This window comes from Rothia sp. HMSC061C12 (genome assembly GCF_001815755.1).
GTDB lineage: Bacteria > Actinomycetota > Actinomycetes > Actinomycetales > Micrococcaceae > Rothia > Rothia mucilaginosa.
Genome location: NZ_KV821880.1, coordinates 177,158 through 189,161, shown reverse-complemented (window position 1 = coordinate 189,161; position 12,004 = coordinate 177,158). Strand labels below are relative to the sequence as shown.

The following is a 12,004-nucleotide window of genomic DNA, read 5'->3' as shown; positions in this document are numbered from 1 at the left end:
GTTCACTGTATGGTTTTTGGATAACAATCCCGTAGGTTTGCGGTGATTATAGCGAGAGGGAAACGCCTGGTTCCATTCCGAACCCAGAAGCTAAGACTCTTCGCGCCGATGGTACTGCACTTTTGTGGGTGTGGGAGAGTAGGTCATCGCCGCTTTATTATTCAATAGCCCCGGCTTCGCCGGGGCTATTTTTGTTTGGGGAGGCCTAACCGCCTCCCCATTTGTCTTTAACATCCCATCAGTACGGGTGCACGGAAGGTGTTCTCTATACTAGAATGGTATGGCTTATGTTTAGGCATTAGCGGGTGCATCTAAGCACCCCTCATAGAGTTGATGCCTCAGGCAGCGGTTCGCCCGAATCGACTGCATACCCTACCCGCCCAAGAGCGGATACCTCCCAAGGAGATTCATGTCTGAGACCCCCCGTCACGAGTCTAACGGCTCCGGCCCCCGCCAGCACCGCAAGAACAGCGGAGGAAAGGACTTCCGCTCCAAGAAGGGCGGCAAGAACTTTGGCGGCAAGGGCGGTTTCAAGCGTAACGACCGCGGAGGCAAGAAGTTCGACGGCCGTCGCTCCGACTCCCGTTCCAAGGCACCTCGCTCCAACGGTCCCGAAGCAGAAGCACCTCGCGAAGAAGTACGCAGCATCGGTGGCCGTGTAGGCTACCGCCCCGCAAAGCCCAAGGCACCGGAAATTGACGATGACATCACCGGTCGCGAGCTGGACGGTGCAACCTTCCGTCAGCTGCGTGCTCTGGAACCCCGCAACGCAGAAACCGTTGCAAAGCACCTCGCCATGGCCGGTCGCTACCTCGACATCGACCCCGAATTCGCGCTGGAACACGCCGTTGCAGCATCCCGCAGTGCAGGCCGTATTGCCGCAGTACGTGAAGCCGTTGGCGTCGCCGCATACGTTGCAGAAGACTTCGAACTGGCACTGCGCGAACTGCGCACCCACCGCCGTATTAGCGGCTCCGTAGATCACCTGGCACTGCTGGTGGACTGCGAACGTGCACTCGGCCGTCTGCCCAAGGCAATGGAAATGATTGCAGAATTCAAGAAGGAAGAACTGCCCGCCAACGTGCGCGTAGAGCTCGCCATCGTTGAATCCGGCATCCTCAGTGATCAGGGCAAGAAGTCTGAAGCTGTCGTAGCGCTGCAGATTCCTCAGCTGAACCCCAAGCGTGCCTTCGAGTACAGCCCCCGTCTGTTCAGCGCATACTCCGACGCGCTGGCTAACGCAGGCCGTAACCAGGAAGCAGAACGCTGGGCACGCCTCGCATTCATGGCAGAAGCAGCACTGGGCCAGGGCAACTTCGCAGAACCCGAAATCTTCGACATGTTCGGTGAAGCAGGCCTCTTCGAACAGGAAGAGAAGTCCGTAGAACTCACTGAAACCGCAGAAGACGCTGAAGGGACCGCGGATGCTTCCGCTGAAGAGGAAGCAAACGAAGCTCAGGAAGAAGTAGCTGAGGACGAGAAGACCGAAGCGCCTAAGTCTGATGCGCCTAAGTCTGAAGAAGCAGAAGAAACCTCCGCAGAATAAGACTGCAGAGAATCTAAGAATTCTAAATACGTGACCTAAGTGTCAGCGTGAAACCGCTGGACGCCACACCCAAGCAGGGGAGAGCGTCCAGCGGTTTCGCACATAATCACCGGAAGGCACCTACGTATGAGTGTCTAACAGGTACGATTAATAGCGACAACCGCCAGAGCCCCCGAGAGGAACACTCTATGACCACGAACGCACTCCTATCCCGCTACGATGCCCTCCTCTCCGATCTGGACGGCGTGGTCTACGCGGGTCCCTTCGCCATCGAAGGCGCACCCGAAGCGCTCAACCGTGCCGAAGAAGAACTCAATGTACCGGTCATCTTCGTCACCAACAACGCATCGCGCTCCGTAGAATCCGTAGCAGAGCACCTGCGCGAACTGGGCGTGCACACCCGAGCAGAACGAGTCGTCAGCTCCGCACAGGCAGGCGCCGCACTGCTCGCACAGCACGTACCCGCAGGCTCCAAAGTACTCATCACCGGCACCGAAGCACTCGCCGACTGCGTTCGTGCGGTAGGCCTCGAAACCGTACGCAAGGAAGAAGAAGGCCCCGTAGCCCTCATCCAGGGCTTCAACCCGAAGATGGGTTGGGAAGACCTCGCAGAAGCCGCCTACACCCTCGCAAACCCCGATGTGCTGTGGATCGCAACCAACACCGACCAGACCATCCCCAAGGAGCGCGGTCAGGCGCCCGGCAACGGAACTCTCGTTGCTGCCGTAGCAACCGCCTCACGCCGTACCCCGCTCGTTGCGGGCAAGCCCGAAGCGCCCATCTTCCACACTGCAGCAAAGGCCGTGAACTCCAGCCGCCCCGTCATTGTGGGCGACCGCCTGGACACCGACATTCTCGGTGCCAACAACGCAAAGATGGACGGTGCCCTCGTCCTCACCGGCGTACAGACCTACCAGGACGTCATCGAGGCAGTACCGAATCAGCGTCCGACCTATATTCTGCGCACCCTCGAGGACTTCTTCGCACCCTACCCCGAAATTGAGGTGCTCTACGAAGGCTACGAAGTCACCGCAACCGGCCCCACCTGGCAGGCACGAGTCCGCGGTGAAAACCTGAGCCTGACCGGCCCCGAGGTTGAAGACGCCGAAGCATTCGCAGGCAGCGAGAGTGAAGCCGAAGCATGGCGCGTAGCCTGCGCAGCATGGTGGGCAGCAAACCCCGAGCAGGCAGCACGCCCCAACATTCAGGGGAATCCCGGTGCCTAAGGACCAGGACACTAACAACAAAGCGGAGGAAACCGCTGAGCTTGACGCAGAATTCGAGCGCCAACTCGCGGTGACCCTCGCCATGGACCCTGTAGAGCGCGTCAAGCGCCTCGAAACGATGAGCGAGCAACTGGAAAAGGACCTCGAAAACCTCTCCTAGCTCGCGGCGGTGAACCCTCAGACAGCAAAGCTCTGAGGGTTCACCTGCACTAGATAACCCGTCGCCAGACAACGACAGAAAGAAGATAAGGACACGTGCGCCTCGATAAATACCTGGTCGAAGCCGGATTCGTGAGCTCCCGAACCCTCGCCGCAAAGCTTATTGCCGCCGGGGACGTGCAGGTCAACGGCAAGGCCGCGCGCAAGGCATCTATGATCGTGGGCCCGGAGGACACCCTCTACGTGCGCCAGAGCGAGCTGACTGAATACGTCAGCCGCGCAGGTCACAAGCTCGCCGGTGCCCTCGATGCATTCCCCGATATCGAGGTGGAAGGCAAACGTTGCCTGGACGCGGGAGCATCCACCGGAGGCTTTACCGACGTACTGCTTCGCCGAGGCGCCGCCCATGTGGCTGCCGTGGACGTGGGACACGGACAGCTTGTAGACGCGCTACGTGAAGAACCGCGAGTTGGCGTGTACGAAGGACTCAACGTCCGCTACATGAAGCCCGAAGATATTGGCGGGCAGGTCGAACTGACGGTTTCTGACCTCTCGTTCATCTCGCTGACCCTGGTTATGGAGGCGCTAGCGAACGCCACCGAAACCGGCGGCGACCTGGTGCTCATGGTCAAGCCGCAGTTCGAGGTCGGCAAGCACCGCATCGGACGTGGGGGAGTGGTGCACGAAGAATCCGCCCGCCGTGAAGCAGTAGAAAAAGTTCAGGCATCTGCGGTCAGCCACGGATTGCGTGTGATGGGTATGGAACCCAGCCCGCTCCCCGGACAGGACGGCAACGTAGAGTACTTCCTATGGTGCAAAAAATAAAGGTCTTCGGAATATATAGTGGAATTACTTTCTTAATAGTTTAAAAACAACTGGTGTTTAAATCGGATTTTCTGGTGGGATGTTAGGATAATCAATAGTATTATATAAAAGTATCAATCACATACGAGTGATACTTTGGGAAAAAAATAAAATAGTCCAATTTACTTGACCGTGTACTATGGTACATGGTTTATAATATTCAGGGGGTGAAATAAGATGATTTATCGCATTAGTGAGTTTGCAGATAAATGTGGAGTTAATAAAGAAACGATCAGATATTACGAGCGAAAAAATTTATTACAAGAACCTCACCGAACGGAAGCTGGTTATCGGATATATTCATATGATGACGTTAAGCGTGTTGGGTTTATTAAACGAATACAGGAACTTGGTTTCTCTTTAAGCGAGATTTATAAATTACTTGGTGTTGTAGATAAAGATGAAGTTCGTTGTTAAGATATGTTCGAATTTGTTTCTAAAAACAAAAGGAAGTGCAAAAACAAATAGAGGATTTAAAACGAGTTGAAACTATGTTATAGTAGAAACATTAACAAACGAAAGGAGCTTTTTTATGAATAAATTTAAGGTAAACATTTCAGGAATGACTTGTACGGGTTGTGAAAAACACGTAGAATCAGCACTTGAAAAGATAGGTGCTAAAAATATTGAGTCTAGTTATCGTCGTGGTGAAGCAGTATTTGAACTGCCCGATGATATTGAGGTTGAAAGTGCAATAAAGGCGATTGATGAAGCAAATTACCAAGCCGGAGAAATTGAAGAAGTATCATCACTAGAAAACGTGGCGTTAATTAATGAAGACAATTATGACCTTCTTATTATTGGTTCTGGTGCTGCTGCCTTTTCTTCGGCAATTAAAGCTATAGAATACGGTGCAAAAGTTGGAATGATTGAGCGTGGAATGGTTGGGGGAACCTGTGTGAATATTGGCTGTGTTCCGTCAAAAACTCTTCTTAGGGCAGGGGAAATCAATCATTTATCAAAAGACAATCCGTTTATAGGTTTACAAACATCCGCTGGAGAAGTGGATTTAGCTAGTTTAATCACGCAAAAGGATAAATTGGTGAGCGAACTTCGGAATCAAAAATATATGGATTTAATTGATGAATATAATTTTGATTTAATTAAAGGTGAAGCAAAATTCGTTGATGCTAGTACGGTTGAGGTCAATGGGACAAAGTTATCTGCAAAACGCTTTTTAATTGCAACAGGTGCATCGCCTTCGTTGCCCCAAATTTCAGGACTTGAAAAAATGGACTATTTAACTAGTACAACACTTCTTGAGTTAAAGAAAATACCAAAACGATTAACTGTAATTGGTTCAGGATACATTGGAATGGAGCTTGGACAACTATTTCATCATTTAGGTTCAGAAATAACGCTTATGCAAAGAAGTGAGCGACTTTTAAAGGAGTATGATCCTGAGATTTCAGAGTCAGTTGAAAAAGCGTTAATTGAACAGGGTATAAACCTTGTCAAAGGGGCAACTTTTGAGCGTGTTGAACAAAGTGGAGAGATAAAAAGGGTTTACGTAACAGTAAATGGCAGTAGAGAAGTCATTGAATCAGATCAGTTACTTGTTGCCACTGGAAGAAAACCAAATACGGATTCTTTAAATTTAAGTGCAGCAGGTGTTGAAACTGGAAAAAATAATGAAATCCTGATCAATGATTTTGGTCAAACAAGTAATGAAAAGATTTATGCAGCAGGAGATGTGACTTTAGGACCACAATTTGTATATGTAGCAGCCTATGAAGGTGGAATTATTACTGATAATGCTATTGGTGGATTAAACAAAAAAATAGATTTATCGGTAGTTCCTGCTGTTACGTTTACGAATCCGACGGTTGCAACGGTTGGTTTAACAGAAGAACAAGCAAAAGAGAAAGGGTATGATGTGAAGACATCTGTATTACCTTTAGATGCTGTTCCAAGAGCAATTGTAAACCGTGAAACAACCGGTGTATTTAAACTAGTAGCAGATGCAGAAACACTAAAAGTATTAGGGGTTCATATTGTATCTGAAAATGCAGGAGATGTCATCTATGCAGCATCATTAGCTGTTAAATTTGGCTTAACGATAGAAGATTTAACAGAAACCCTAGCGCCATATTTAACAATGGCTGAAGGGCTAAAATTAGTTGCACTTACGTTCGATAAAGATATTTCGAAATTATCTTGTTGTGCAGGCTAAGGGAACTTTTTTACAACTCCCTATTCAACGATGTCGAAAGTAAATATAGTGCCGAAAATAAATAGTGGTATTGGCAGTCTGAGAAAACCGCTCGGTAACGCAGGACGCGTTGAGGGTGGGGCTTTCTCAGGCTGCCGCGCTATTCACAGGTATTTTTACAGGTATTTTAGAGATACCCCAGCTGTACATTATTCGAAATAATCTTCTAAAAATATAGTTCTTTAGAAAATCTTCGAGAACATATTCGGTATGATAGGTGTAGATACACCATCTCAACACCCCGATCTCAACACCTCGATGGGAGAGAGTCGTTATGGCAGAACACGAAAGCCACGCACCGCAGGAAGCAACCGCGCAGGAAGCTTCCGCGGGTGCGCGTCATGGTTCCGAACACCACAGTTTCGAACGTCATGGTTCCGAAGACTCGGTGGAACAACGTCACCGTAAGATTCTCGTCTTCGCCCACGTGGGGCGCAAAGAAGCACGAGATGCCGCCCGACAGGCATGCACCCAGCTCTACGAAGCGGGACTCGCGCCCGTCATGACTCGCTCCGATCTGGAGACCTTGAGCGAAAACTGGGACGAGCCCGTTCCTGTGCAGGTCGTCCACGAATCTGTGGCGCTCATCGATATTGAACTCGGCGTGGTGCTCGGTGGTGACGGCTCGATTCTTCGCGCCGCAGAAATGGTGCGCCGAACCAGCGTTCCGCTCATTGGCGTGAACCTGGGACACGTCGGATTCCTCGCCGAATCTGAAGAGAGTGACCTGACCGAAACCGTTCGCTGCATCGTCAACAACGAATACACCGTTGAAGAACGCATGGCAATCGACGTGGAAGTTTGGAACGACGGCAAGCGCGTGCACAGCGACTGGGCGCTGAATGAAGCCAGCGTCGAAAAGGGCAACCGCGAAAAAATGATTGAAGTCATTATCGAGGTGGACTGCCGCCCGCTCAGTAGCTTTGGCTGCGACGGCGTGGTCATGGGAACCCCCACCGGCTCGACCGCCTACGCTTTCTCCGGCGGCGGCCCGGTCGTCTGGCCCGAAGTTGAAGCAATTCTCATGGTGCCGCTCTCGGCTCACGCGCTCTTCGCGCGTCCGCTGGTAGCAGCGCCGACCTCCACACTGGCGGTAGAAATGATGCCCGGAAACGGCGCTTCCGGCGTGCTCTGGTGCGATGGCCGCCGAACCGTAGAGCTGGACCCCGGCTCTCGTATTGAGGTGCGACGCTCCGAAAAGTCGGTGCTGCTCGCCCGTATCCACCCGGCTCCCTTCTCGGAGCGACTGGTGCGTAAATTTGAGCTTCCGATCCGTGGCTGGCGTGGCCCGCAAGACACCGGGAAGCACTAAAGAAAAGGAATGAACGTTCGTGATTGAGGAAATCCATATTCGAGACCTCGGCATCATCACCGATGCGAGGCTCCCCCTCGAACCCGGATTCTCCGTGCTGACCGGCGAAACCGGCGCAGGTAAAACCATGGTCGTCACTGCCCTCGGCATGCTCCTGGGCGCCCGATCCGATGCATCCAGCGTGCGCAACGGCGCCAAGAGCGCCCTCGCCGAAGCAGTGATTCGCCTGCCCCACGGGCACCGCGCCCTCGAGCTTGCCGAAGAAGCCGGCGGCACCGCCGAAGATATCGACGAACAGACCTCCGAGCTGCTTCTGGCGCGCACCGTCAACGCCTCGGGACGATCCCGCGCCCACGTCGGCGGTTGCTCCGCACCCATCGGAACCCTGTCTCAGATCGGTCAGACTCTTGTTGCAGTCCACGGCCAGTCCGATCAGCTGCGCCTCAAATCAGCGGCAGAGCAGCGCCAGTCCCTCGACCTGTATGCCGGCGAAGAGCTCTCCAACCTGCTGGAGAAGTACCGCGAAAACTACGAGCGATACCGCGCCGCCGCCGCAGAGCTGAAGGAAGTACGCGAAAACTCGCGCGCACGAGCCCTCGAAGCGCAGACCCTGCAGAGTGCCCTAGAAGAAATCAGCGCCGTCAACCCGCAGGCCGGGGAAGAAGAAGAGCTCAAAGCCGAAATGGTGAAGCTCATGAACGTTGAAGCGCTACGCATTGCGTCGGCAACCGCCTCCGCAGCGCTCAGCGGTAGCGAATACTCAGCCGGCGACGAGCAGAGCGTCATGAGCCTGCTCGATGCAAGCCGCTCCGCGCTACAGGCACAGGCAGACGCTGACGAAGAGCTTGCCTCCCTCGCCGCGCGCGTCAACGAACTGTTGATTCTTGCCACCGATATCTCCTCGGAGCTGTCCTCCTACATGGCCTCCTTGGATGTTGAAGGCCCCGAACGTCTGGCGCAGGTGCAGACTCGCCGCGCCCAGCTGGCGACCCTCACCCGCAAGTACGGTGCCGATATTGCCGAGGTCCTCGAATGGGCCGAAGAATCCCGTGCACGCCTCGAGACCCTGGTGGATGACCCGCAGCGACAGGAAACCCTGGAAACCGAGCTGGTACAGCTACGCAAGGTGCTTGGTGCCCAAGCAGAAGAGCTGACCGCCCTGCGCCGTGCCGCCGCGCAGAAACTGGCGGACGCCGTCAGTGAGGAGCTCACTGCTCTTGCCATGCCGAACGCCTCCCTGGTCGTGGAAGTTGCCGAAGCCGAAAAGTTCTCGGTGCACGGCCGAGACACCGTGACCTTCATGCTGGCGCCCCACCGAACCGCCGTGCCGCGCCCGCTCGGTAAGGGCGCCTCCGGCGGCGAGCTCTCCCGCGTAATGCTCGCCCTGGAGGTAGTGCTTGCCGAAGTAGACCCCGTACCCACCTTCATCTTCGACGAGGTGGACTCCGGCGTGGGCGGTAAGGCCGCTATCGAAATCGGTCGCCGCCTCGCCATGCTCGCCCGACACGTGCAGGTTCTGGTGGTCACCCACCTGCCGCAGGTTGCAGCCTTCGCGGACCAGCACATCCTCGTGCTGAAAAACGATGACGCGTCCCTCTCAAAGGTCAAGGTACTTTCCGAAGAGGAACGCGTGGTGGAACTGGCGCGAATGCTCTCCGGGCACGATCAATCAGAATCGGCGCGAGAGCATGCCCGAGAGCTACTGGCAGCCGGTCGAGAAGTGCCGCAGGGGCGCTGAAACTGACGGCAAGCCGGCGGCAAACCGGCAGAGAAAAGTATGAGGAAAGTGCTGGCAAAAGCGCCGAAAGGTGGCATCTTTCGCACCAAAGACCATCAAAGGGGCTGAAGTGTGCGAGCGTGCCTCAGAAAGTTGCCAGTACAGCCCGCGCCGGTGACCAATAGCGGCGCATGGAGCCCAGAGGATGTGAGATACTCTGTGAATGCTCCTACACCTGCTTCTACACGGCGCGGCGGGAATAATAAATCCCCAGCTCCGTTTACAGTGGTGATAAGGACAAATAGGGGAGGGAAAGCCGCCTGAGAGAATCCTCTCGCGGCAAAACCCTCTGCTTGGATAGCAGACAAGAAAATGGTAGGCTTGAATTCCGTGGTGAATGAAAAAAATAACGCTCTGAACGCGTCCTCTAACGACAAGGTAACCCGCCAGATTTTCGTGACCGGCGGCGTTGCATCTTCTCTCGGTAAGGGCCTGTCGGCCTCTTCCCTCGGTCAGCTTCTTCGCGCACGTGGCCTCTCTGTGACCATGCAGAAGTTCGACCCCTACCTGAACGTCGACCCCGGTACGATGAACCCCTTCCAGCACGGTGAAGTCTTTGTCACCGACGACGGTGCTGAAACCGACCTCGACATCGGACACTACGAGCGCTTCCTGGACGAAAACCTCGACCAGTCCGCTAACGTGACCACCGGCCAGGTCTACTCCTCCGTCATCGCAAAGGAACGCCGCGGCGAATACCTCGGCGACACCGTCCAGGTCATCCCTCACATTACCGACGAAATCAAGGCCCGCATGCGTCACGCAGCGGAAATTGACAACGCACCCGACATCATCATCACCGAAATCGGTGGTACCGTCGGCGATATCGAGTCCCTGCCCTTCATGGAAGCAGCACGCCAGGTACGCCGCGATGTTGGCCGCAAGAACGTCTTCTTCCTACACGTCTCCCTGGTGCCCTTCATCGGCCCCTCCGGCGAGCTCAAGACCAAGCCGACCCAGCACTCCGTCGCAGCACTGCGCGGCCTGGGCATCCAGCCTGACGGTCTGATCCTGCGCTGTGAGCGTGAGGTCCCCGTATCGCACCGTACCAAGATTGGTAACGCATGCGACGTGGACAGCGACGCAGTCATCTCCTGCGCCGACGCACCCAGCATCTACGACATCCCCAAGACCCTGCACAGCCAGAAGCTCGACGACTACATCCTCGACTACTTCGGCATTGAGGCTCCCGCACCGGACTTCACCCAGTGGGACCGCCTGCTCGACGCAGTGCACCGCCCCGCAGCAGAGGTCAACGTTGGCCTGGTCGGTAAGTACATCGACCTGCCCGACGCATACCTGTCCGTCTCCGAGGCTCTGCGCGCCGGCGGCTTCGCAAACAACGTGAAGGTCAACATCAAGTGGGTTGCAGCCGACCTGTGCGCAACCGACGAAGATGCAGACCACCAGCTGCGCAACATGGACGCAATCCTCGTGCCCGGCGGCTTCGGCATCCGCGGCCTGGATGGCAAGATCGGTGCCCTCAAGTACGCACGCGAGCACAAGCTCCCGACCCTGGGCATCTGCCTCGGCCTGCAGTCCATGGTCATCGAGTACGCACGCAACGTACTGGGTCTGACCGAAGCATCCTCCACCGAGTTCGATCCGGAAACCTCCGTACCGGTTATCGCAACCATCGAAGAGCAGAAGCAGTTCGTCGAAGGTGCAGGCGACCTGGGCGGCACCATGCGCCTGGGCCTGTACGAGGCAAACCTTGTTCCCGGCTCTCAGGTTGCTAAGGCGTACGGTGCAACCGAGGTTGCAGAGCGTCACCGCCACCGCTACGAGGTGAACAACGAGTACCGCGAGCAGCTTGAAGAAGCAGGCCTGCGTATCTCCGGTACCTCCCCGGACTCCTCGCTGGTCGAGTACGTGGAACTGCCCGCAGAGGCACACCCCTACTACGTGGCAACTCAGGCACACCCCGAGTACCGCTCGCGTCCGACCCGCCCGCACCCGCTCTTCTCCGGCCTGATTAAGGCTGCTCTGGAGCGCCGCAGCGCCTAACATCTAGGCACAAACGTTCAGCATCCCGCTCACCCCGCGCAGGGGAGAGGGGGATGCTTTCGTTTAAACCTGAACATGCCTTATTCTATGCCCGTACCTGACGCGCCAAACGTAGCGGGGCTAAGAAGCCGCCTACAATGAAAGAATGAGCAACAACCAGCAGATTATTGATGCACCCTCCGAACGCACCATCCGCACCCGCACCGTGAAGTACAGCGGCTACGTGATCGAAACGACCGTTGAAGAGTACGAACTTAACGAAAACACCGTGCTGACCCGCGACGTCGTGGAAATGCCCGGCGCCGTCGCCGTGGCGGTCCTCAACGACAACAACGAACTGCTGATGCTAAACCAGTACCGCCACCCGGTGCGCATGAACCTCTGGGAAGTACCCGCCGGACTGCTCGACATCGACGGTGAAGACCCCCTGGTCGCCGCGCAGCGCGAACTTGCCGAAGAGGCAGACCTGCAGGCAGAAACCTGGAACGCACTGACCGACTACTTCAGCAGCCCCGGCGCAACCAGCGAAGCAGGCCGCGTCTACCTGGCGCGTAACCTCTCGGAACTGCCCGCCGAAGAACGTAGCGAGCGTACCGAAGAAGAAGCTGAAATGACCTACCGCTGGGTGCCCCTCGCCGAGGCGGTACAGCTGGTACTGGGCGGAAAGGTTCATAACGCGCTCGCTATCCAGGCGGTACTCGCCACCTACGCGGCTGCGCAGAACAACTTTGAAGGCCTGCGCCCCGCCGAGGGTGGCTGGGAGTTCCACCCCTACATGGGACAGCGCCGCGAAAAGCCGGAGAACTTCCGCAACCACTAAGAACGGAACAGGGGGGGCGGGGGAGTAGCCTCGCCTACGGCAAGCCCAAATATCAAGAGGCCCAAACATCAACAGAACCGA

9 protein-coding genes, 1 rRNA gene and 1 pseudogene are annotated in these 12,004 nt (G+C 55.5%); all 11 read left to right on the top strand.

The window, feature by feature from the left end:
• The first annotated feature begins 38 nt into the window (after window positions 1-38).
• Window positions 39-155: ribosomal RNA gene (gene rrf / locus HMPREF3055_RS09045) — 5S ribosomal RNA — on the top strand.
• Between the two features lie 254 nt (window positions 156-409).
• On the top strand, window positions 410-1,546 hold the full coding sequence (locus HMPREF3055_RS09040; protein WP_049354921.1) for a tetratricopeptide repeat protein: 1,137 nt from the start codon (window positions 410-412) through the stop codon (window positions 1,544-1,546).
• Between the two features lie 188 nt (window positions 1,547-1,734).
• Window positions 1,735-2,772, top strand: a complete 1,038-nt coding sequence (locus tag HMPREF3055_RS09035; protein ID WP_049353035.1) for an HAD-IIA family hydrolase — start codon at window positions 1,735-1,737, stop codon at window positions 2,770-2,772.
• Entirely contained in the window at window positions 2,765-2,932 is a 168-nt protein-coding gene (locus HMPREF3055_RS09030) for a hypothetical protein (protein ID WP_049353034.1), read from the top strand. The genes HMPREF3055_RS09035 and HMPREF3055_RS09030 overlap by 8 nt, the downstream gene beginning before the upstream one ends.
• A 95-nt stretch (window positions 2,933-3,027) precedes the next feature.
• On the top strand, window positions 3,028-3,756 hold the full coding sequence (locus HMPREF3055_RS09025) for a TlyA family RNA methyltransferase (RefSeq protein ID WP_049353033.1): 729 nt from the start codon (window positions 3,028-3,030) through the stop codon (window positions 3,754-3,756).
• A 216-nt stretch (window positions 3,757-3,972) separates the two neighbouring features.
• Window positions 3,973-4,292, top strand: a pseudogene (gene merR / locus HMPREF3055_RS09170) (Hg(II)-responsive transcriptional regulator); the annotation flags it as partial.
• 35 nt (window positions 4,293-4,327) lie between these two features.
• On the top strand, window positions 4,328-5,968 hold the full coding sequence (gene merA, locus HMPREF3055_RS09165) for a mercury(II) reductase (protein WP_080973365.1): 1,641 nt from the start codon (window positions 4,328-4,330) through the stop codon (window positions 5,966-5,968).
• Window positions 5,969-6,281: 313 nt separating this feature from the next.
• Window positions 6,282-7,319, top strand: a complete 1,038-nt coding sequence (locus HMPREF3055_RS09020; protein WP_141758486.1) for an NAD kinase — start codon at window positions 6,282-6,284, stop codon at window positions 7,317-7,319.
• A gap of 19 nt (window positions 7,320-7,338) precedes the next feature.
• Window positions 7,339-9,057: a DNA repair protein RecN gene (gene recN, locus HMPREF3055_RS09015; protein WP_070738880.1), complete on the top strand. Its 1,719-nt coding sequence runs from the start codon at window positions 7,339-7,341 to the stop codon at window positions 9,055-9,057.
• Window positions 9,058-9,408: 351 nt separating this feature from the next.
• The gene (locus tag HMPREF3055_RS09010; protein ID WP_070667205.1) at window positions 9,409-11,103 is read left to right on the top strand and encodes a CTP synthase; all 1,695 of its coding nucleotides are present in this window, start codon (window positions 9,409-9,411) and stop codon (window positions 11,101-11,103) included.
• Window positions 11,104-11,248: 145 nt separating this feature from the next.
• Complete coding sequence (locus HMPREF3055_RS09005) at window positions 11,249-11,923, top strand: NUDIX domain-containing protein (RefSeq protein ID WP_070642020.1); 675 nt, start codon at window positions 11,249-11,251, stop codon at window positions 11,921-11,923.
• Window positions 11,924-12,004 lie beyond the last annotated feature (81 nt).